The sequence below is a fragment of the Corallococcus sp. Z5C101001 genome (assembly GCF_007352635.1).
Classification (GTDB): domain Bacteria; phylum Myxococcota; class Myxococcia; order Myxococcales; family Myxococcaceae; genus Corallococcus; species Corallococcus silvisoli.
Genome location: NZ_VKLU01000009.1, coordinates 465,931 through 487,460, shown reverse-complemented (window position 1 = coordinate 487,460; position 21,530 = coordinate 465,931). Strand labels below are relative to the sequence as shown.

The 21,530-nt window shown below is 71.9% G+C and carries 13 protein-coding genes; 8 read left to right on the top strand and 5 right to left on the bottom strand.

The genetic code is table 11. The features are described from left to right. Positions 1–11 precede the first annotated feature (11 nt). The 3 genes from FOF48_RS22385 to FOF48_RS22375 all read left to right on the top strand — a co-directional run bounded on the left by FOF48_RS22385 (position 12) and on the right by FOF48_RS22375 (position 3,035). Positions 12–680 (top strand): hypothetical protein, encoded by a 669-nt coding sequence (locus FOF48_RS22385; RefSeq protein ID WP_143904778.1) that lies wholly within the window; start codon positions 12–14, stop codon positions 678–680. 70 nt (positions 681–750) lie between these two features. Next, positions 751–2,079 carry a serine protease gene (locus tag FOF48_RS22380; RefSeq protein WP_143904777.1) on the top strand — a complete coding sequence of 443 codons (1,329 nt, stop codon included), beginning with the start codon at positions 751–753 and terminating at the stop codon, positions 2,077–2,079. Next, positions 2,067–3,035, top strand: a complete 969-nt coding sequence (locus FOF48_RS22375; RefSeq protein ID WP_143904776.1) for an FHA domain-containing protein — start codon at positions 2,067–2,069, stop codon at positions 3,033–3,035. Before FOF48_RS22380 ends, FOF48_RS22375 begins: the two co-directional genes overlap by 13 nt. A 39-nt stretch (positions 3,036–3,074) precedes the next feature. Here the strand turns inward: FOF48_RS22375 and FOF48_RS22370 are convergent, their stop codons facing one another. Continuing rightward, the gene (locus FOF48_RS22370; protein ID WP_143904775.1) at positions 3,075–4,055 is read right to left on the bottom strand and encodes an aldo/keto reductase; all 981 of its coding nucleotides are present in this window, start codon (positions 4,053–4,055) and stop codon (positions 3,075–3,077) included. A 198-nt stretch (positions 4,056–4,253) separates the two neighbouring features. Beyond that, a complete protein-coding gene (gene lon, locus FOF48_RS22365) occupies positions 4,254–6,713 on the bottom strand; it encodes an endopeptidase La (protein WP_143904774.1) in 2,460 nt (819 codons plus the stop codon). 267 nt (positions 6,714–6,980) lie between these two features. On the opposite strand from lon, the gene FOF48_RS22360 reads away from it, so the two are divergent. The 5 genes from FOF48_RS22360 to FOF48_RS22340 all read left to right on the top strand — a co-directional run bounded on the left by FOF48_RS22360 (position 6,981) and on the right by FOF48_RS22340 (position 12,448). Further along, positions 6,981–8,198, top strand: coding sequence for a VWA domain-containing protein (locus tag FOF48_RS22360; protein ID WP_143904773.1), 1,218 nt, complete (start codon positions 6,981–6,983; stop codon positions 8,196–8,198). 260 nt (positions 8,199–8,458) lie between these two features. Next, positions 8,459–9,316, top strand: a complete 858-nt coding sequence (locus FOF48_RS22355; RefSeq protein WP_143904772.1) for an ImuA family protein — start codon at positions 8,459–8,461, stop codon at positions 9,314–9,316. Between the two features lie 13 nt (positions 9,317–9,329). After that, complete coding sequence (locus FOF48_RS22350; protein ID WP_143904771.1) at positions 9,330–10,847, top strand: DNA polymerase Y family protein; 1,518 nt, start codon at positions 9,330–9,332, stop codon at positions 10,845–10,847. Positions 10,848–10,905: 58 nt separating this feature from the next. After that, on the top strand, positions 10,906–11,439 hold the full coding sequence (locus tag FOF48_RS22345) for a hypothetical protein (protein ID WP_143904770.1): 534 nt from the start codon (positions 10,906–10,908) through the stop codon (positions 11,437–11,439). A gap of 34 nt (positions 11,440–11,473) precedes the next feature. Continuing rightward, a complete protein-coding gene (locus FOF48_RS22340; RefSeq protein WP_143904769.1) occupies positions 11,474–12,448 on the top strand; it encodes an SDR family NAD(P)-dependent oxidoreductase in 975 nt (324 codons plus the stop codon). Positions 12,449–12,531: 83 nt separating this feature from the next. Here FOF48_RS22340 and FOF48_RS22335 read toward each other — a convergent pair whose 3' ends face one another. The 3 genes from FOF48_RS22335 to FOF48_RS22325 all read right to left on the bottom strand — a co-directional run bounded on the left by FOF48_RS22335 (position 12,532) and on the right by FOF48_RS22325 (position 21,456). Next, a complete protein-coding gene (locus FOF48_RS22335) occupies positions 12,532–16,671 on the bottom strand; it encodes a CARDB domain-containing protein (protein WP_143904768.1) in 4,140 nt (1,379 codons plus the stop codon). 227 nt (positions 16,672–16,898) lie between these two features. Continuing rightward, the gene (locus tag FOF48_RS22330; RefSeq protein WP_143904767.1) at positions 16,899–19,790 is read right to left on the bottom strand and encodes a CARDB domain-containing protein; all 2,892 of its coding nucleotides are present in this window, start codon (positions 19,788–19,790) and stop codon (positions 16,899–16,901) included. A gap of 163 nt (positions 19,791–19,953) precedes the next feature. After that, positions 19,954–21,456, bottom strand: coding sequence for an ATP-binding cassette domain-containing protein (locus FOF48_RS22325; RefSeq protein ID WP_143904766.1), 1,503 nt, complete (start codon positions 21,454–21,456; stop codon positions 19,954–19,956). Between the last annotated feature and the right edge of the window lie 74 nt (positions 21,457–21,530).

Here is a 21,530-nt window from a genome sequence, read left to right as displayed (position 1 = left end):
CCTCGGGGCCCGTGCTCCTGCCCGTCCTCACCGGTCTCTGGCTGACGTTGTCCGGCGCGCTCGGCACGGAGCTGCGGCGGGACGGCTACAGCTTCCGCCCGCCGGACGCGTTCCGGATGACGCGCTGGGAGCGCTATGCCGGCTCGCACGCGGGCGCGGTGTCGGAGGATGGCGTCCGCACCCGCGGCCTGTCCGCGGCGCTGGCGGACGGGGAGGGGCCGGACGCGGCCACGTTCCTCATCGCCGTGGTGGACGGAGGCTTCTCCGCCAGCCCGTCGGAGCGGGACGCGTTCTCCACCGCCGTGGTCCAGCACTTCCAGCGTGAGCTGGGGCTGGCGCTGACGCCGGAGCGCGTGGACCGGGTGGGCGGGCCGGTGCCCCGGGTGGAGGTCCTGGGCACGCTGCGTGAGGCGGGACAGGTGCGCACGGTGCTGGTGACAGGGCTGGCCTCCGAGGGCCGCCACGCCGTGGTGACCGTCAGCGCGCCAGCCGACCGCTGGGACGCCCTGGCCCCCGGGGTGCGCGCCTCGCTGGAGACCTTCCGCATGGAGGCCCCGGTGGCGGGCGTCATCCCCAAGCGGCTCGCGGGGGCGCTGGCGGGGGCCCTGGCCGGAGCCCTGGTCGTGTCCTATGCGGCCTGGCGCCGCCGACGGATGGAGGACGGGCCAGCGTCTCCGTAGCCTTGGGGCTTCCAGCCGCCTCCACGGCGTCCCCCGGCCGGGCTCTCGCTGGGATACGGTGCCGCCGCTCATGTTCTCCCTCCTTCTTGTCGCCGTGCTCGCGCAGGGGCCCATGGCGCCCCCCGCGCCGCCGGCCCCCCCCGCGCCGGATGCCGGCGTCGCGGACGCGGTGGTGCCGCCCCTGCCGGTGGCCACGCTGCCCCCGGCCACCCACGACCTCTTCCGCCGCATCCAGGGCCGGGTCGCGCAGGTGCGCATCATCGAGCGCCGCTCCGGCACGAAGTCCTCCATCGGCTCCGCGTTCTTCGTGAGCGCGAAGGGCCACGCGCTCACGAACTACCACGTGGTCTCCGACCTGGTGCTCCACCCGGAGGACTACACCGCGGAGCTGGACCGGGGCGACGCGACGGTGCCGGTGCGCCTGCTCGCGGTGGACGTGGTGAGCGACGTGGCGGTCATCCAGGTGGACACCCCCGTCAGCGACTTCTTCAAGCTGGAGGAGCACGAACCGCCGCAGGGCACGCGCCTGTTCGCCATGGGCAACCCGCGCGACCTGGGCACCACCATCGTGGAGGGCACCTACAACGGCCTCGTGCGCGACGCCCTCTACGAGCGCGTGCACTTCACCGGCGCCATCAACCCCGGCATGAGCGGCGGGCCCACGCTCAGCGGCGAGGGCGGCGTCGTGGGCGTCAACGTGGCCACCATGGGCAACCAGGTGGGCTTCCTCGTCCCGGTGGCCCGCGCGCGGGCGCTGCTCGACCGGGCGCTGGCGCTGGAGGCCCCGCCGGACTCCGCCGCGCTGATGGCGTCCGTGCGAGAGCAGCTGCTCGCCAACCAGCAGCGCATCACCGACCGGCTGCTGGCCGCGGACCTGCCGAAGCAGGCGCTGGGCGAGTACCGCGTCCCCGGCCGCTGGAACCCGTTCCTCAAGTGCTGGGGCGACACGCCGCATGATCCGGAGACGCCCTACACGGTGACGAGCTACCAGTGCTCCTCGGAGGAGGACATCTTCCTGTCCTCCAGCCACCGCACGGGGGTGGTAGCCTACCTGCACCAGCACGTGACGAGCCAGAAGCTGGGCGCGATGCGCTTCTCCGCGCTCTACAGCACGATCTTCTCGCAGGATCCGGATCCGGTGGCCGCCACGCGCGAGGACGTCACCAACTTCCGCTGCAAGTCGGAGTTCGTGGACGTGAACGGCCTCACGGTGCGCGCGGCCCTCTGCCTGCGCGCCTACCGCCGCTTCCCGGGCCTCTATGACCTGGTGCTGCGCGCGGCCACGCTGAACGCGACCACGCACGGCGTGGACACCAGCCTCACGCTGGGCGGCTTCTCCGTGGAGAACGCCCGCAAGCTGGCGCGCCGCTACCTGGAGGGGCTGTCGTGGACGAAGTGATCTTCCTGGAGGTGCTGGAAGGCGACGCGGTCCAGGCGCGCCACCGGCTGGACACGCTGCCGGTGACGGTGGGGCGCGGCTACGCGAACGACATCATCCTGGACGACCCGAAGGTGTCCGCCGAACACCTGCGCCTGGAGCGGCGCGAGGACGGCGCGGTCGTCCTCCACGACGTGGGCAGCGTGAACGGCACCTTCAGCGTGGAGCCCTGGGCGGCGCTGAAGGAGCTGGTCATCACCCCGGACGCGCGCGTGTCCGTGGGGGACACGGTGCTGCGCTTCCGTCCGCGCACCTTCGTGGTGGAGGACACCGTCGTCAACGAGGCCCCCGCCGCGCCGCGCGAACACTTCTTCGAGCGCCCCCGGGCCTTCGCGCTGGCGATGCAGGCGCTGGTGGTGGTGTCGTTCCTCTCCGAGCGGATGACCCAGTTCCAGAAGACGGACTGGGGCGACCTCATCCTGTCCAGCGTGCTGCCCCTGGGGCTGGCGCTGCTGTGGGCGGGCGGCTGGTCGCTGGCGAGCCGCATCGCGCGCCGCAGCTTCCACTTCCGCGTGCACGCCACGCTGGGCGCCCTGCTCCTGCTGGGCTTCGCGGTGGCGCCGCCGCTGTTCGCGCTCCTGAGCTTCAGCTTCTCGCTGGGCGCGGGGCTGGGCTTCGTCCGCACGCTGGCCATCCTGGCGCTGATGGGGTGGGGGCTCTACTGGCACCTGCGCTACGTGACGCGCTGGCGCGCGAAGCGGCTCGTGCGCGGGCTCGTCATCGCGTCGGTGGGCGTGCTGGTGCTGACGAACGTGACGCAGCTGCTGGGCAACGAGGCCTTCAGCGAGGCGCTGGAGTTCCCCCGGTCGCTCCTGCCGCCCGTGCTGCGCGTGGCGCCCGCGCACTCGATGGATTCCTTCTTCGAGGAGGCCGCGCCGCTCCAGAAGAAGGTGGACTCGCTCGCCAAGGAGAGCTGACGCGCGGCGGAAGCCCCCGCCGCGCGCGGCCCGTGAGCCTTACAGCCCCCGCACGGCGTGGGGCTTGTAGGGGGCCTCCAGCGCCTTCACTTCCTCGGACGTGAGCTTGAGGTCCACGGCCTTCACCGCGTCCTCCAGGTGCTGGAGCTTCGTCGCGCCGACGATGGGCGCGGTGACGACGGGCTTGGACAACAGCCACGCCAGGGCCACCTGCGCGGGCGGGGCCTTGCGCGCGTCCGCTACCTGCTTCACGGCCTCCGCCACGTCCCAGTCCCCGGGCTGGTTGTAGAGCACCGGCGACAGCGTGTCGGAGCTGGCGCGCGTCGTGGCCTCGCGGTCGTCCAGCGACTTGCGCGATCCCGCCAGCAGCCCCCGGGCCAGCGGGGACCAGGGGATGACGCCCACGCCCTCCGCCTCGCACAGGGGCAGCATCTCCCGCTCCTCCTCGCGGTAGACCAGGTTGTAGTGGTTCTGCATGGACACGAAGCGCGCCCAGCCGTTGCGCTCGGACACGCCGAGGGCGCGCATGAACTGCCACGCGTACGCGGAGCTGGCGCCCAGGTAGCGCACCTTGCCCTGGCGCACGAGCTGATCCAACGCGGCCAGCGTCTCCTCGATGGGCGTGTTCGGATCCATCCGGTGGATCTGGTACAGGTCGATGGTGTCCACGCCCAGCCGCTTGAGGCTCGCCTCGCACGCCTGAGTGATGGCCTTGCGCGACAGGCCGCGCTCGTTCTGGCCGCTGCCGGTGGGGAAGTAGACCTTCGTCGCCAGCACCACCTCGTCCAGCTTCGCGTACTTGCGCAGGGCCCGGCCCGTCACCTCCTCGCTGGCGCCGTCCGAGTACATGTTCGCGGTGTCGAAGAAGGTGACGCCCAGCTCCACCGCGCGGCGGAAGAAGGGCTGCGCGGCCTCTTCGTCCAGCACCCACGGGCGCCACTTCGGCGTGCCGTAGCTCATGCAGCCCAGGCAGATGCGGGAGACCCGCAGGCCCGTGTGACCCAGGTTGGCGTACTTCATGGTGCGCTCCTTCGCGTGTCCGTGGCGTGCCCGGCGCGGGGCCGCCCGTCAGGTGCCTGCTCCATCCGCTCCCTGCGTATGCCCCCCAGGCGCGAGCGCATCAACCCAAAGCGGGGCAGGGGGCCCGGGAAAAGACAACGGGCAGGTCCCCCATGAAGGGGAACCTGCCCGAGTCACTTCAGCGGCGGCGGTCCGCCGTTACGCCCGGACCTCCGCCGGAGGCGCGTCCGTGGCAGGGGCCGGAATCGCGGCGCCCTCCTTGAACGGAGACGTCTCCAGCGCGGCCTTGAGGACCTCGTCCATGTGCGTGGCGAAGATGAACTCCAGCTCGTTCTTCGCCTGATCCGGCACGTCGATGAGGTCCTTGCGGCAACGCTCCGGCAGGATGACGCGCTTGATGCCCGCGCGGTGCGCCGCCAGGACCTTCTCCTTGATGCCGCCCACCGGCAACACCAGGCCGCGCAGCGTGGCCTCGCCCGTCATCGCCGTGTCGTGCCGCACCCGGATGCCCGTCAGCAGGCTGGTGAGCGCGGTCAGGATGGTGACGCCGGCCGAAGGACCATCCTTGGGGATGGAGCCCGCGGGGAAGTGCAGGTGCAGGTCCGTCTTCTCGAGGAAGTTCGGGCTGATGCCCAGCGACTCCGCCTTGCTGCGCAGGTAGCTCAGCGCCGCCGTGGCGGACTCCTTCATCACGTCGCCCAACTGGCCGGTGAGGGTCATGCCGCCCTTGCCCGCCATCTTGGTCGCTTCGATGAAGAGCAGGTCGCCACCCGCCGCGGTCCACGCGAGGCCCGTCGCCACACCGGGGACCTCCGTGCGCTCCGCGACCTCCGAGTAGAACATCTCGGGCCCGAGGATCTCCTTCACGCGCTCCGCGCCGATGACCTGCTTCTCCAGCTTGCCGCCGGCCACCTCCACCGCCACCGCGCGGCAGATGTCCGCGATGCGGCGCTCCAGGTTACGCACGCCCGCCTCGCGGGTGTACGACGTGGTCAGGATGAGCAGCGCCTCGTCCTGGACCTCGATGTGGTCCCCGTTGAGGCCGTGCTCGCGGAGCTGCTTCGGCACGAGGTGGATGCGGGCGATGGCCTGCTTCTCCTCGAACGTGTAGCCCGTCAGCTCGATGATCTCCATGCGGTCCCGGAGGGGCCCGGGGATGGGGTCGAGCTGGTTCGCCGTGGCGACGAACATGACCTTCGACAGGTCGAACGCCACGTCCAGGTAGTGGTCGCTGAACGTGCTGTTCTGCTCCGGGTCCAGCACCTCCAGCAGCGCCGCGCTCGGGTCGCCGCGGAAGTCCGCGCCCAGCTTGTCGATTTCGTCCAGCATCATGACCGGGTTCTTCGTCCCGGCCTTCTTCATGCTCTGGATGAAGCGGCCCGGCAGCGCGCCCACGTAGGTGCGCCGGTGGCCCCGGATCTCCGCCTCGTCACGCACGCCGCCCAGCGACAGGCGCACGAACTTGCGGCCGGTGGCCTTGGCCACGCTCTGGCCCAGCGACGTCTTTCCGACGCCCGGGGGACCGACGAGGCACAGGATGGGCCCGCGCATGTCGTTCTTCAGCTTGCGGACGGCCAGGTACTCCAGGATGCGCTTCTTCACCTTCTTGATGCCGAAGTGATCCTTGTCCAGCTGCTGGCGCGCGTTCTCGATGTCCAGGTTGTCCTCGGACACCTTCGACCACGGCAGGTCCGCGATCCAATCCAGGTACGTGCGCGCGACGGTGTACTCGCTGGAGGCCGCCGGGATCGTCTTCAGGCGGTTGAGCTCCTTCTGGGCGACCTTCTCCACTTCCGGAGGCAGGGCGGCCTTCTTCAGGCGCTCCTGGAGCTCGTCCAGCTCCTCCTCCTCCTCGCCCATCTCCCCCAGCTCTTCCTTGATCGCCTTGAGCTGCTGGCGCAGGTAGTACTCGCGCTGGGTCTTCGACATCTCGCCCTTCACAGCGGAGTCGATCTTGTTGGAGAGCTTGAGGATCTCCCGCTTGCGGTTGAGCAGCTCCAGCACGAGCTTCATGCGCGCCTTGAGGTCGACCGTCTCCAGCACGGCCTGCTTCTCCTCGATGGGCACGTCCACGTTGGCGGCGATGAGGTCCGCCAGGTGGCCCGGGTGCGTGATGCTCTCCACCAGCTCCGTGGCGGCGGCCGGCAGCTCGGGCATCAGCTCGATGACCTCGCGCGCCAGCTTCTTCAGGTTGATGCCCAGGGCCTCCACCTCGACGTTCTCGGAGGAGGTCTTGTCCTCCACCGCGTCGACGCGGGCCTTCAGGTAGGGGGCTTCCTGCACCAGCTCCATCACGCGGAAGCGCGCGAGGCCCTGGACGACGAGCGAATAGTTGTCCTCGCCCATCTTCAGAAGTTTCACGATCCGGGCGACGGTGCCCATCGTGTACAGGTCGGACGCGCCCGGATCCTCTTCCTCGGCGCGGCGCTGCGTGACGACGCCGATGACCTGGTCGTCACGAACGGCGTCCTTGATCAGCGCGATCGTCTTCTGGCGGCCGACGGCCAGGGGCAGCACGCCCCCGGGAAAGAAGACACTGTTGCGCAGGGGCAGGATGGGCAGCACCTGCGGGATGTCTTCCTTGTTGATGAGCCCCGGAGGGGCCATCGCGGTGGGCATGGCGCTGGCCGCGGTGCCCTTCTTCTTCTCGTCAGACATGGAGTTCGGCCTCTTCCTTGCTTGAACCCGGTCAGCAAGCGGCCGGGCCGGTGAACCATCCGGTTGATTTCTGCGACGGATGAACCAACGTAACAACCAAACCGGACATGGCAAACGTGATGTGCGTATTTTCCGTGCCTCGTCGGCTGTACGACGCTCCTCTCTTAACGGCCCAGAAGTCTCGCGTCCGGCAGGGGGGTGGGGCATGCTTGCCCCCTCTTTTCGCTTGATGCGGTGCGCGAGCGCGTCCCCGCACTGGAGGCCGATGTGAAGCTCCACACCTGCGCCCACCTGCTGTCGCTGTCCGCGCTCCTGGCGCTCGGCTGTCACTCCCCCGTGGATGAAGCCGGCTCCACGGTCCCAGGCACCTGCGAGGCGACCCCTCCGGTGGTCGCGCCCCAGAAGACGGACATCCTCTTCGTCATCGACAACTCCGGCTCCATGCAGGAGGAGCAGCAGGGCATCGCGACGGAGCTGCCCGCCTTCCTGGCCGCGCTGAAGGAAGGCAGCGGCGTGGCGCAGGACTTCCGCGTGGGGGTCATCACCACCTCCGTCTACCAGCGGTTGCTCCTGCCGGACGGGACGGACAGCACCCGTTCATTCCCGGATCAGGAAGGTCGCCTCCAGCCGGTGAAGGACGAAGCGGGTCAGCCCACCGCCGAGCGCTTCATCGAGGGCACGGACCCGCTGCTCCTCGACAAGTTCCAGCGTCTGGTGAACCAGGGAACCTCTGGCAGCGGCCAGGAGACGCCCTTCGAGGCGGTGCGCCTGGCCGTCGCCTCGCCCCTGGCCACCCAGCCCCTGGCCGAAGGGGGCAACGGGGGCTTCCTCCGCGACGGGGCGCGCCTGCTGGTGGTGGTGGTGTCCGACGAGGAGGACTGCAGCTCCACCGTGCGGCCGCCCCCGGTGACGCTGACCCTGGACCCGTCCGTGGACGCCTGCACCGCCCAGGGGGACAAGCTGACCCCCGTCAGCACGTACTACCAGTACTTCCAGGCCTTGCATGACAGTCGCGGGGCCTCGCGCGAGGTGCTGTGGGCGACCATCGGGCCGGTGGCGCTGACGGACAAGCGCGCGGAGCTGACGACGGAGACGGTGGGCGGCACGACCTACGTGCGCAACGTCGATTGCCCGACCTCCTATGGGCCCGGGTACCGGCAGAGCGACATGGCGCAGGCGTTCGACGCGACGCGGGCGAACCTGGACTCCATCTGCAAGAGCAGCTACCAGCGGACGCTGCTGGACATCGCGGACATGGCCACGGTGGCGCAGAGCGTGGACGTGGTGAACCTGCCGGATCCGCGGCTCGCCGTGGTCTACGTCACGCGAGCGGATGGCTCGGTGCAGACGTGCACGGTGGCCAACGGGGACATCCGCTACGCGCCGTCCGGCGAGGACCGCTCCGCGCGGCTGTTCTTCCTGGGCCCGTGCCTGCGGCGCGTGGGCGACACGAAGGTGGAGGTGAAGGTGCTGTGCGCCGGCTAGCCCGCCGTTGATCCGCACGCGCATCCCGAAGGGCCCCGCGAGCAGCACGCGGGGCCCTTCTTCGTTTCCGCGCGCGTGACCCGTCATGTCCGCCGAGGGAGCGGGGGACGCGCGTGGATCCGTCCTCGCTCTGTCGAGTGACGGGCCCGACGCGACAGGTTCCACGCGCTCGGAATGCCGCCTGCTGGGGTGTCAGACGGCTTCGCATACTGGCCTCACACCCGCATCGGTGGCGGGGGTTGCGGAGGCGAGGAGTCGACATGGGCGCGGCGGTGGAGCGGTCGTCGGTGGGGGTGGTGGAGGAGCTGCGTGAACGGATCCGCCAGCTCCAGGCGGCGCCCCGGCGCGCGCTGTCGGTGCTGCGCACGGGGGTGGACGCGGTGGACGCGCTCCTGCCCCTGGGCGGCCTTCCGCTGGGGCACTCCGTGGAGCTGTGCGGGGAGGCGGCGTCGGGGCGCGCGAGCCTGGCGTTGCGCGCGGTGGCCACCGCGCACCGGGAGCTGCGTCTGTGCGCGTGGGTGGACGGCCCGAAGGAGCTCTATCCCCCCGCCGCGGCGGCGCTGGGCGTGGACCTGGAGCGGCTGCTCGTCGTGCGGCCCCGGGCCTTCGCGCAGCGGGTGTGGGCCGCCGTGCAGCTCGCGCGCAGCGGGGCCTTCACCGCGGTGGTGGTGGACCTGACGCACGGCGTGGGCGCGGCGGGGCGCCCGGCGCGGCTGTCCCTGCCGGAGGCGCGGAAGCTCGCGGACGCCGCGGCGCGAGGCGGGGCGCTGGTGCTGCTCCTGACGTCCCCGGAGGCCCCCGCGGATGGGCTGGCGCGGCTGCGGCTGGAGGCCCTGGGCATCCAGGGCTGGTCCGTGGAGCTGGAGCGCAGCCGGGGCGGGGGCGTGGGCGCGCGCGTCGTGCGCCCCTGGCGGGAGCTGTACCCGGAGGTGGGGTTGGATGCCGGGGCGCCGCTGCTGGACGCGGACGCGGTGGCACCCGGGGCTTCGGGGCCGGGCCTCTACCGCGAGCCGGGCGACCGCGTGCGCAACGGCCTGGGCATCCTGGGGCAGCGGCCTGGCCGCGACGCGCCCATGCCCTCGTTGGGCGAGGCGCTACCGCCGCCGGGCACCTGCTGAAGGGGGACGCGCCATGCGGAGGGGCTATCTGCACGTCACGCGCTTCCCGGTGCAGCGCAAGGTCATCGAAGCGCCCTCGCTCGCGGGCCAGCCGCTCGCGCTGGTGGAGGAGGTGCGCGGCCAGCGCCGGGTGGCCTTCGCCTCCACGCGCGCGCTGAAGGCCGGCGTGCGCCCGGGGATGACGCTGACGGCGGCGACGGCGCTGGAGCCCGTGCTGCGGCACTTCTCCTACCGGCCCGCGGACGAGGCCCGGGCCCTGGGCGCGCTGGGAGAGTCGCTGCTCGGGCTGTGTCCGGGCTTCCAGCGCGACGCGCCGGACGGGCTGTGGTTCGACGCGAGCGCGGCGCACTTGGTGGGGGGCGAACCGGCGCTGGGCGCGAACGTGCTGGAGGTCTGCGCCCGGCAGGGCTACCGGGCGCACGTGGCGGTGGCGTCGGAGGCGTTCACCTCGCGGCTGCTGGCGCGGCATGGCTCCCAGCGGGTGGAGGTGGTGCCGGAAGGGCAGGGCGCGCGAGCGCTGTCGCCCCTGCCGCTGGGCGCGCTGGAGGACGCCGCGGCGCGGGCCTTCGCCGTGCTGGGGTTGACCACGCTGGGGCAGGTGGCGGCGCTGCCGGCCGGAGCGGTGACGGCGCGCGGAGGGGCGGGCGCGGCGCGGGCGCACGCGCGGTGCCGGGGCGTGGACGACACGCCCTTCACCCCCGAGCCGCTGGAGGAGGCGCTGGAGGACCGGGTGGTGCTGGACGCCCCCTCGGACACCTTCGAACCCGTGCAGTTCGCGCTCAAGACGCTGTTGGACCGGCTGGGGGCCCGGCTGTCCGGACGGCGGCGGGCGGCGGTGCGGCTCACCTTCGTCCTGCGCCTGGACCCCACCGGCGAGGCCCAGGTGCCGCTCCTGCTGGCGCGGCCCACGGCGCGCGCGAAGCCGCTGCTGGAGCTGGCGCGGCACGCGTTGGGGGAGCTGCGGCTGGAGCGCCCGGTGGCGGAGGTCGCGGTGCGGGTGGACGCGCACGACCTGGACCTGGGCCAGCAGCTGGCGCTGGGGGACGCGCCGGAGGGGGACGCGGCCCTGGAGGGGGTGCTGTCGCGGCTGGCGACCACGCTGGGCGAGGAGGCGCTGTTCTCCGCGTCCCTGGAAGCGGTGCACCGGCCGGAGTCCGCGCATGCGCCCAGGGCCTTCCATCCTCCGGAAGCGCGGCGGGGGCTGTTGTCCCCGGTGGCGGATCCGGCGGCGCCCATCACCGTCTGGCGCGAGGCGGGGGCGGCCCGGGAGCGTCCGTCGCGGCTGCTGGCCCAGCCGGCCCGGCTGGACGCGGAGCTGGCGGCGTCCGGGGAGCTGCTGGCGGCGCGGCTCGCGGGACGGCGGCACCGGGTGACGGCGATGGCCGGGCCGGAGCGGCTGGGTGGCGAGTGGTGGACGGACACCCCGTACCAGAGGGACTACTACCGCGTGCACTTCGAGGGGCTGGGGCCCGCCTGGGTGTTCCGGGACGGCCGGGATGGGGGCTTCTACCTGCAGGGGTTGTTCGATTGAGGGGTGGGCGGGCGCGGTCCCGGTGGAGGCCCCGGCGCTTGTGGCCTAGCGTGAGGCCATGCGCTCCGCACGAATCCTTCCGGCCCTCCTCGTGTCCCTGGTCCTTTCGGCCTGCGCCGCCCCGCAGGTGCGCCCGCAGGGGAGCATCCGCAAGGTGGTGGTGGTGGCGGGCTCACGCGTGGAGGTGCTGCCGTCCGGCTCGTTCCGCCAGGACCTGATCGGCGAAAGCAATCCGCGCACGGTGATTGCCCGCCAGACGGAGTCGGTGCTCGCCACGCGCGGCTTCGACGTGGTGGCCACGCGTCAGTCCCAGGCCCCGGTGCCGCTCACCGACGAGGTGACGTCCTTCATCCAGCAGAACAAGGCCGAGGCCGGCGTGGTGGTCATCCTGGACTGGCTGGACACGTCGGGCGCGGCGGTGCTGGGCCGGGTGGACGTGGTGCTGCGGCTGGGCGTGGTGGACCCCGAGGGGCAGGTGCTCTGGACGGACACGGTGCGCTCCCAGCCCATCGTCAGCGTCTACCAGTCGCAGTCGGACTGGAACTCGTTCCTGCGCCGGGCCGTCGTCGACGCGGTGCAACTGGTGCCGTGATGGCCCTTCCTCCCGAGCGCGTGAAGAGGGGGGCATGCGGATCCTGGTGACGGGCGCGGCGGGCTTCATCGGCGCCCAGGTCTGTGAGCGGCTCCTCTCCCGAGGCGACACGGTGGTGGCGCTGGACGCCCTGGACGCGGCCCCCGGGGACGCAGCGCTCCGGAGATCGCGACTCCAGCGGCTGTCCGGCGCTCGCGGCTTCACCTTCCTGCCGGGCGACATCACGGACGCGGCCCGGTTGGGCCAGGCGTTCGAGCGCGCGCGTCCGGAGGGCGTGGTGCATCTGGCGGCGCGGGTGGGCGTGCGGGCCCCGGACCGCGAGGCGCCCGCGTACGCGGACACCAACGTGACGGGCTTCGTGCGCGTGCTGGAGGCGTGCCGCGAGGCGCGGGTCGCGCATCTGGTCTACGCATCCTCCAGCTCCGTGTACGGCGCGGCCACGCCCGCTCCGTTCCGCGAGGACGCGCCCGTGGATCAACCGCTCAACCTCTACGGCGCCACCAAGCGCGCCAACGAGCTGATGGCGCACGCCTACAGCCATCTGCACCGGCTGCCCACCAGCGGCCTGCGCTTCTTCACGGTGTATGGGCCTTGGGGACGCCCGGACATGGCGCCGCTCCTGTTCCTGCGCGCGCTGGCGCGAGGCGAACCCCTGACGCTGCACGGCGATGGGCGGATGCGGCGCGACTTCACCTTCGTGGATGACGTGGCGGAGGCGGTGCTGCGGGTGCTCGACCGGCCTCCAGCGGGGAGCCCGCCGCACCGGCTGCTCAACGTGGGGCACGGCGAGCCGGTGGCGCTGGGGGACTTCGTCGCGCTGTTGGAGCGGCACTGGGGCGCGCCAGCCCGCGTGAAGTCCGTGCCCGCCGGGCCCGCGGAGATGGTCTCCACCTGGGCGGAGACCTCGCGGCTGGAGCAGGAGACGGGCTTCCGCCCCCGCGTGTCCGTGGACGAGGGCGTGGCCCGGCTGGTGGCGTGGTACCGCGCATGGCGCGTCATGGAGCGCTGAGCCCCTGGAACGGCGGCGGGTGCCGCCCAGGGCTCGTGAAGGCCCCGGCCGACACCCGCCGTCCTACCGCCCGTGGCTGAAGGCTACGGCAGCACCGCGAGGAAGCCCTGCACGAAGGCGTTGTTGTCCTCGCGCAGCTCCATCACGCCCCGTCGCGAATCCACCAGCGCGCCGATGTAGAACAGCCCGGAGCCCGGGGCCGAGGCCGGCGTCTGGGCGGTCGTGATGAGCTGGCGCGTCGTGCAGTGCTGCGCGGGCAGCGAGCCCACGTCCAGTCCCCCCAGGATGACCTGATTGGAGGACATCGGCCCCGCGCCCGGGAACTCCAGGACGGGCTGGGTGGAGAGGAACAGCTCCAGCCGGCCGCCGTTCGGGCCCGTGTCGGCGGTGCCCTGGTTGCAGACCTTCACGGTGGTGGAGAACGAATCCCCCCCGCGCACGGAGAAGGGCGCGGTCACCTCCGTGATGATCAGGTCCGGTGCGTACCCCACGCCGATGCGGCCTCGCACGAAGGTGTTGTTGTCCTCGCGCAGCTCCGCGGAGAAGGAGCCGCGGCGCACGGCGGCGCCCAGGAAGAGCGCCGCGTCCGGTGGCGCGCCCGGCGGCATGACGGCGGAGACGGAGCCCTCGCGCGTGGCGCACGCGCTCTGGGGCAGGGGCGGGATCTCCACGAAGCCCAGCAGGGCCTGGCTGGGGGACGGCGGGAGGGAATCTCCCGGGAAGGCCGGCTCCGGCAGGGTGGGCTCCAGGGAGAGGAAGAAGTCCACGACCCGGGAGTCGGAAGACTGCGTGCCCTGGTTGCAGACGGTGACGGGCACCTGCATCTGCGCTCCGGGCTGGACGTTGGCCGGTCCACCGAGGGCGGTGATGACGAGGTCTGGCCCTTCACCCACGCCGACGCGCGGCCCGACGAAGGTGTTGTTGTCCTTGCGCACCTCCTGGATGCTCCAGGTCCGGTCGACGCTGGCGCCCACGGAGTACGTCTGCTGCTCCGGCCCGGTCTGGACATATCCAGAGAAGCTCCCGGTCACCGGCGCGGAGACGCAGGCATGCGCTCCCAGTGGCGGCAGGGAGGCTTCGCCCAGGAACTCGCCGGGCGGCACCGGGGGCGCACCCTGGGGAGGCAGGGACAACGAGGAGCCCGTCAACAGGTGCAGCGTCACCCGGGGCCCGGACATCGTGTCCTGAGCGCCCTGGTTGCAGACGGTGACGGTCACGGTGAAGGGCCTCGACGCCGAGATGCTGGCGGGCGGCGTCACCGAGGTGATGACCAGGTCTGCCGCGAAGCCCACCCCCAGCCGTCCCCGCAGGAAGACATTGTTGTCCTCACGCAGCTCGGCGCGGTTCTGGAACGGGTCCACGACGGCGCTCAAGTACACGGGCTGCTCCGGGGAAGTCCCGGGCAGCGTGGAGACGGACATCATCCCCAGCACGCTCGTGCATTGACCGGCCTGGATCGGCGCGACGTTGAGCATGCCCGCCAGGAACTGAGGGGGGGACGGGAAGGGCATCGGCCCGCCCGGCGGAGGCAGGGTCCAGGTCTCCTCCGTGGACACGATGACCGCCGCCTCGCTGGAGGTCGACGCCTCCGTGCCCACGTTGCAGACGCGCACGCTGGCGGCGAACGGCTCCCACGGCGCGACGGTGCCGGGCGCTTCCAGCGCGGTGATCACCAGGTCCGGCCCGTTGCCCACGCTCAGGATGCCCGCCACGAGGGTGTTGTTGTCCTCGCGCAGCTCCTGGAGCGTCGCCCCCGGGTCGACGCTGGCGCCCAGGTACAGCGGCTGCGACGGCAGCGCGTTGGGAGGCGGCGACGCCGGTCCGAGCAGGTCCCGCGTGAAGCAGGCTCCCACGCTCAGCGAGGGCACGTCCGCCTCGCTCACGAGCTGCTGTGAGCCGTTGGGCAGGATCGGGCCGCCCAGCGGATTCGGCCCCTGCAGTGGGGTGTCCGTGCTCAGGTAGAGCGCCACGCGCGTGGAGGTGTTCGACGGTTGGGTGCCCACGTTGCAGACCTTCACGGTGCTGGTGATGGACTCACCGGGCCGCGCGCTGGCAGGGCCGCGGAGCTCGGAGACCACGAGATCCGGTCCGTTCCCCACGCCCACGAGCCCCACCGCGAAGCCGTTGTTGTCCAGGCGCTGCTCGGTCCCCTGGTAGTCGACGACCGCGCTCAGGTTCAAGGGCCTCGGGATGGGCATGGACCCTGCGTCAGGCGGACGCAGGGCGTTGAAGGTGGCGCGCTGCGGGGTGCACTGCCCGGGCGCCAGGGCGCCGTTCGACAGGGCACGTCCCTGCAAAGCGTATCCAGGCAGGAAGTTCGTGTACGGCGGGGGGAACGGCGCGGGTCGCGACACGGGCGGCGCCGCGTCCGCGGAGAGGAACAGCGAGAGTCCATACGCGTACGCGGTGCCGAGGCCCTGGTTGCAGACCGTGAAGGTCGCGGTGAAGGGCTGACCGTCCCGGAGGTTCGCGGCGGTGCGCACATCGGTGACAACCAGGTCCGGCGCCGACCCCACGCCCAGCACCCCCAGGGTGAAGGCGTTGTTGTCCTCGCGCAGCTCCGAGACGTTCCCGAAGGTGTCGACGGCCGCTCCCAGGAACAAGGGCTGATTGGGGAGGGCGTCCGCGGGTGTCTGGGCGTAGGTGGTCACCGACAGCGTCTGGCACTGGCCGGCGTTCAGATAGGAAACCTCCGCGCCCCCCACGGGGACCTGGGTCCGCGTGGCCAGGGGACCATTGCGCGGCGGGGCCGTCACCGGGTTCTCCGTGGAGAGGAACAGCTCCAGGTGGGCGGTGTTGTTCTGAGGGCCCGTGCCCACGTTGCAGACCTTCGCCTCGACGGTGAAGGGCGAGGACTGCCCGACGTTGGCGGGCGCCTTCAGCGATTGGATCACCAGGTCGGGGCCATACCCCACGCCCACGAGCCCCTTCACGAAGGTGTTGTTGTCCTCACGCAGCTCCGGGACGTTCAGCATCCCGTCCACGCGCGCGGCCAGGAACAGCGGCGCATCCGGCGGCGAGGCGGGGGGCGGGTACGCGAAGCCCTGCACGGGCAGGGTGACGCAGCGTCCGGCGTCGAGCGCACGCCCCTGCGCCTGACCGACGGGGGACTCCGTCGGGCTGGGGTTCGGCGTGGGGGACACCGTGACTTGCGTGGACAGGAGCACCTCCGCGCGCACGTCAGCGGCCAGGGTCGTGCCCACGTTGCACACCGTCACGGAGGCGGAGAGCGGATCCCCAGGCCGGACGTTGGCCGGCCCCTTCACCTCGGTGATCACCAGGTCGGGCAGGGAGCCGATGCCCAGGCGGCCCGCGACGCGCGTGTTGTTGTCCTCGCGCAGCTCGGTGATCGACAGGTCCGGATCGGCGATGGCGCCCAGGTACAGCGGCTGCCCGGGCGTGGTGGCCGCGGGGGGAAGCTGAGCGAACGCCTGCGTCTGGACCAAGACGCAGCCGCCCGCGTCCAGGGGCGGGACGAACGCGTCGCCCGCTGGCGCCAGGGTCGGGGGCGGCGCACCCGGGGGCGGGACGCTCAAGGGGGCTTGCGTGGAGACGTACAGCCCCACGCGGGACGAAGGGGCGGAGGCGGTCCCCACGTTGCAGACGCGCACGTCCACCAGGAAGGCCTCTCCCTGCCGCGCGCTGGCGGGCGCCTTCACGTCGGAGACCACGAGGTCCGGCCCGTTGCCCACGCCCATCAGGCCGCGCACGAAGCCGTTGTTGGTCTCATTGAGCTCCTGCACCCGCTGCGAGGTGTCGACACTGGCGCCCAGGTAGTAGGCCGTCGCGGGAGGCGCCCCTGGGGGCCGGATCGCGGAGGCGCTCACGGCCCGCGTCAGACACTGCTGGGCGTCGACCGGCCCCACGTCCACCTCGCCCACGGTGATCTGCTGGGATGTGGGCGGAGCCCCGGGCGCGGGCACCTGCTGGGTCGCGGTGGTGGACAGGTACACCTGAAGCATCAGCGGGCCGCCGTTGGGGTACGCGGGCGCGGACCCCGGGTTGCAGACCTTCACGTTGACGGTGAAGGCCTCCCCGTCGCGGACGCTTTCGGGCGCGCGCAGCTCGGTGATGACCAGGTCCGCCCCCTGATTGAGCGAATGGCCCTGGCTCTTCGCGAGGGCCGCGTCGGAGGGCGCGCTGTCACCTCCGCAGCTGGTGATGAGGAGCGTGCCCGTGATGAGCAGACACGTGTGTCTCCATGACGGCGATAGCCGTGACATGTGTGTTCTCCTTGGGATGTGTGGCGATGCCGTCCACGAAGCGCCCGCCGCCAGGCCCGGCGCGACGCCGCGAGGACATTCGTGGGAAGTCTTCAACGGCGCGAAGCCGATGAAATTCAAACAATCCTGCTGTCGTCGCGAATGCGGAAAAGACAATCGCCGGCCGGGTGGATACGTACCCAGCCGACGACTCGCTGCTGAAGGGGGCCGGCCCCGCCGCGTGTGGCCTATTGCGCCTGGGTGAAGACGCCGCCCATCCAGGTGTTGTTGTCCTCACGCAGCTCGGGGAGGGCGCCCGGCGCATCGACGATGGCGCCCAGGTACAGGGGCTGTCCGGACGTGGCCGCGGGAGGCCGCATCACGGTGCCCTGCACCGGGACCGTGGTGCACTGGCCCACGCTGAGCGGGGACAGGTTGAAGCCGCCCACGAGCATCTGCAATTGGGTCATCGGCGGGCGTCCCTGCGCGGGCACATAGGCGGACGGCTCCGTGGAGATGAGCAGGTCCAGCGGCACGGAACCGCTCATGGGCGCGGAGCCCACGTTGCAGACCTTCACCTGCGCGACGAAGGGGACGCCCTGCGGGGCGCCGGTGGGCGCGGTCACGGACTGGATGACCAGATCCGGTCCATTGCCCACGCTCAGGCGCGACGTCACGCGGGTGTTGTTGTCCTCGCGCAGCTCCGCCACCTGCCGAGCCGGGTCCACGCGCGCCCCCAGGAAGCGGGGGCTGCCGGGCTCGGTGTAGGGCGGCGGGGACTCATAGCCGTTCACGGAGACCGTGATGCACTGGCCGGCGACGAGCGTGGGCGTGGGCGCCATGCCGACGGGCGCCTCGGTGGGGGGGGCCTGGGATGGGAGGTCCTGGGCCAGCGTCTCCTCCGTCGACACCACGGCGATCACCTGCGAGGGCGCCGCGGCTTCGGTGCCCACGTTGCAGACCTGCACGGACAGCGCGAGGGCGCCGCCCGGGGTGACGCTGCTCGGGCCCGTGATGCTGCTCACGACGAGGTCCGGTCCGGAGCCCACGCTGATGGGGCCGGAGGTGCGCACGTTGTTGTCCTTGCGCAGCTCGGCCACCTGATAGGGCTGGTCCGCGACGGCGGACAGGTACAGCGGCTGCGCCGGCGAGGATTCGGGCGGAGGGATGGCGGTCAGCGTCTTCGAGGAGACGGCGCAGGCCCCCGCCGCGAGCGACGACACCGCCACCGTTCCCACCTGCACCTGGGTCGGCGGCGGCGAGCCGGTATAGGGCGGCGCCGTCACCGTGGGCGTGGAGGACATGAAGAGGCCCACGGTGGACGACGGCACGAACTGGTTGCCCTCGTTGCAGACCGTCACGTCCATCAGGAAGGGATTGCCGGGCCGGACACTCGCGGGCGCCGTCAGCGAGCGCACGACCAGGTCCGCGCCCGTGCCCAGGTTGATCCGCGGCAGGGGGGACACATTGTTGTCCTCGCGCAGCTCCAGCACGGAGGCGGTCGGATCCACGATGGCGCCCGCGTACAGCGTCGCGTTCGGCAGGGGCGTCCCGGGCGGAGGATAGGCGGAGGCATTCACCGGGCGGGTCGCGCACTCACCCGGCTCCAGCGACGGCGCGAAGGTCGTGCCCGCCAACATGCGGGACATCGGCGGTGGACCGCTCACCACGCTCAGCGTGGGCTCGGACGTGACATAGACCTCCACGGGCGCGTTGGGGGACGTCACCGTGCCCACGTTGCACACCTTCACGGTGGCGGTGAACGGCTGACCCGGCGCGACCGTGGGCGGGACGTCCAGCGTCGCGATGGTGAGATCGGGCCGCGAGCCCACGCCCAGGAGCGTGTCCGCGCGGGTGTTGTTGTCCTCGCGCAGCTCCAACTGGCTGCGGGGCAGGTCCACGATGGCGCCCAGATACAGGGGGTCCTCGGACGGCGGGATGGGCGGGCGGATGGCATAGGCCTGTACCGTGCGCGTGATGCACTGGCCATTCCCCAGCGGCGGCGCGCTGAAGGACGCCACCGGGGCCTCGGTGGTCGGACGGGGCATCGTCCCCGGGGCCGCCAGCGAGGGCACCGTCGAGAGGAGCACCTGCACGTCCGCCGGATTCGAGGCCACGGTGCCCGCGTTGCATACCGTCACGGTCGCCGGGAAGGAGTCCCCCATGCGCACGCTCGCGGGACCCGTCACGGAGCGGATGGTCAGGTCCGGGCGGGAACCCACGCCCACCAGGCCCTGCACGAAGGTGTTGTTGTCCTCGCGCAGTTCGGTCACGCCGCGCTGCGGGTCGACGATGGCGCCCAGGTACAGCGGCTCGTTCGGCGGCGAGGCGGGCGGCGGCTGCGCGTAGCCGTTGAGCGACACCGTGCGGCACAGGCCCGGGGACAGGCTGCCGAGGGTCGCGCCCGCGACCATCGCCTGGGTCGTGAGCGGGGGACCGGACGGCAGCGTCAGCCCGTTCACCGTGGACAGGTACAGCTCCACCAACGTCCCAGGGCTCTCCAGGGTGCCCACGTTGCACACCGTCGCGGACGCGGTGAAGGGCTGGCCCGGGTTCAGGCTGGCGGGCGCGTCCACCCGGGTGACGACGAGGTCGGGCTGGTTGCCTACGCCGAAGAGCCCCCGGACGAAGCCGTTGTTCGTCTCATCCGTCTCCGCCACCACCTGCTGCGTGTCGACGCTCGCGCCCAGGTAGTAGGCGCCGTTGCCCATGAAGCCCGAGGGCGGGTTGGCCGGAACGCTCAGCGAGCGCGAGACGCACTGGCCCGCGTCCAGCGGCCCCACGTCCGTCTGGCCCAGGGTGATCTGACTCGTGGGCGGCGGAGGCGGAGCACCCGGCGCGGGCACCTGTTGGGTCGCGGTGGTGGACAAATACACCTGCAGGGTGTTCCCGGCGACATACGCGGGCTGGTTGCCGGTGTTGCAAACCCTCGCGGTGACGGTGAAGGTTTCGCCCGGACGCGCGCTGTCGGGGGCCTGCAACCCGGTGATGCGCAGGTCGGGCCCGGACGCGAGCGCGCTGGACTGCTGCTGGGGAGAAGGCACTTCCTCCGGAGTGGACGCGCCCGTGCAGCCGGCGAGCGTGAGCGCTCCCGTGATGAACAGACACGAATGCCGCCATGACGGCGAACGTCGTGACATACGGACTCCTGGTGTGGGGGGTGAAGGCGCTGAGACATACAGGACCGGTGTGACATCGACCGGCCCCGGACCGTCCTTCTAGGAGCAAAACATCCGTGTAAAAAAGAGTTTCAGGTTTTTCACACAGAGGTCTGCCGTTACTCCACCCCTGGGGGTGGGAGGCTCAATCCACCGCGACACGTCTGTTGTCGACGAGCCACCGCGTGGTGGTGCACGCGCGGGCGAAGGGTGCGTCATGGGTGACGAGCAGCAGCGCGCCGGGGTAGTCGCCGAGCGCCGCCTCCAGCCGTTCGATGGACGGCAGGTCCAGGTGGTTGGTGGGCTCGTCCAGCACCAGGGCCCAGGCGTGCTGGCCCAGGCCGCGCGCGATGGCCAGCTTGCGCGCCTCGCCGGGTGACGGCTGCCCGGACGCGAGCAGCCGGTGGGGGTCCACGCCCAGCGCGGCCACCAGCGACAGCACCCGGCCCCGCTCCTCCGGGGGGAGCTCACGCACCGCGTCGAGCGTGGCGCGGGCGTCGGTCTCGCCCAGGTCCTGGGGCAGATAGAGGATCTTCTCGCGAGGCACGCGCGCCTGCTCCAGCAGCGCGCGCAGGAGCGTCGTCTTGCCGGCGCCGTTGGGGCCCTCGATGCGGATGCGCGCCTCGCGGTCCACGTCCAGGTGCGTGGGGCCCAGGAGCTCCACGTCGCCGGCCCTGAGGCCCGGCGTGTCGAACGTGAAGAGCCACGGGTTGGGGGAGCGCACGTAGTCCACGAACACGGAGCGGCCCACGGTCTTGTCCACGGTGAAGGCGCCCACCGCGGCCTCGGCGCGCTCCAACTCGCGGCGCTTCACGGTGACCTGCTGGCCCAGACGGGACTCGGCCCAGCTCGCCAGCGTGGAGGCCATGATGGAGCGCGCGTCGCTGTCGTTCTTGTTGCGCATCCGTCGGCCGGTGCTGCGCGACTGGGTGGCGCCCTGGTGCTCGCGCCGGGCCTTGTCCAGGAGCTGGGCGGCGCGGTCGCGCTCCGCCTTCGACTGCTGGTGCGAGGCGACCTCGGCCTCTCGCTCCGCCTCCCAGTGTCCGCGCGCGGTGGAGTAGGGGCCCGGGTACAGGTGCGTGCCCCCGCCGTGCACGCGCAGGGTGGCCTGGGTGAGCGTCTCCAGGAGCTCGCGGTCATGGGAGACGACGACGCCCACGCCCCGGAAGCGGCGCAGCGCGGCCACGAGCCACGCGCGCGCCTCCGCGTCCAGGTGGTTGGTGGGCTCGTCCAGCAGCAGCACGTCCGGCTCGCGGGCGAGCGCCGCGCCCACCTGCCACCGCTTGCGCTCCCCCGGAGACAGGGTGGGCCAGCGCGCCAGCGCGGTGACGTCCAGGCCCAGCTGTCCCTGGAGCCTGCGCGCCAGCGCGTCCCAGGACTCGGAGAAGGCCAGGATGTCGGGCGTGAGCGCCTCCACGCCCTGCGGACACAGGCACACGAGGGGCGATGGAGGCTCGAACTGGAGCTGCCCGGACGTGGGGATCAGCTCCCCGGACAAGAGGCGCAGCAGGGTGGACTTGCCAGCGCCGTTGGGGCCGACGAGGCCCGTCCAGCCCGGGGCGAGGTGGAACTCCACGTCGGTGAGGACGGGGACGACATCGGTGAACGAAAAGCAGGCGCGGTGCGCGCGCACGGAGGACGAGGGCATGATGAAGCGACTCCTGAATCCGGAAGCCAGCACGCACGACCCTCAAGGGACGCGCGGCGGCGGGGTACAGCCAG

What these genes read in the sequence shown, in the direction of transcription:
- FOF48_RS22380 (WP_143904777.1), top strand. Translation starts at nt 751, where the DNA reads ATGTTCTCCCTCCTTCTTGTCGCCGTGCTCGCGCAGGGGCCCATGGCG.
- FOF48_RS22370 (WP_143904775.1), bottom strand. Translation starts at nt 4,055, where the DNA reads ATGAAGTACGCCAACCTGGGTCACACGGGCCTGCGGGTCTCCCGCATC.
- lon (WP_143904774.1), bottom strand. Translation starts at nt 6,713, where the DNA reads ATGTCTGACGAGAAGAAGAAGGGCACCGCGGCCAGCGCCATGCCCACC.
- FOF48_RS22355 (WP_143904772.1), top strand. Translation starts at nt 8,459, where the DNA reads ATGGGCGCGGCGGTGGAGCGGTCGTCGGTGGGGGTGGTGGAGGAGCTG.
- FOF48_RS22350 (WP_143904771.1), top strand. Translation starts at nt 9,330, where the DNA reads ATGCGGAGGGGCTATCTGCACGTCACGCGCTTCCCGGTGCAGCGCAAG.
- FOF48_RS22345 (WP_143904770.1), top strand. Translation starts at nt 10,906, where the DNA reads ATGCGCTCCGCACGAATCCTTCCGGCCCTCCTCGTGTCCCTGGTCCTT.
- FOF48_RS22340 (WP_143904769.1), top strand. Translation starts at nt 11,474, where the DNA reads ATGCGGATCCTGGTGACGGGCGCGGCGGGCTTCATCGGCGCCCAGGTC.
- FOF48_RS22335 (WP_143904768.1), bottom strand. Translation starts at nt 16,671, where the DNA reads ATGTCACGGCTATCGCCGTCATGGAGACACACGTGTCTGCTCATCACG.
- FOF48_RS22330 (WP_143904767.1), bottom strand. Translation starts at nt 19,790, where the DNA reads ATGTCACGACGTTCGCCGTCATGGCGGCATTCGTGTCTGTTCATCACG.
- FOF48_RS22325 (WP_143904766.1), bottom strand. Translation starts at nt 21,456, where the DNA reads ATGCCCTCGTCCTCCGTGCGCGCGCACCGCGCCTGCTTTTCGTTCACC.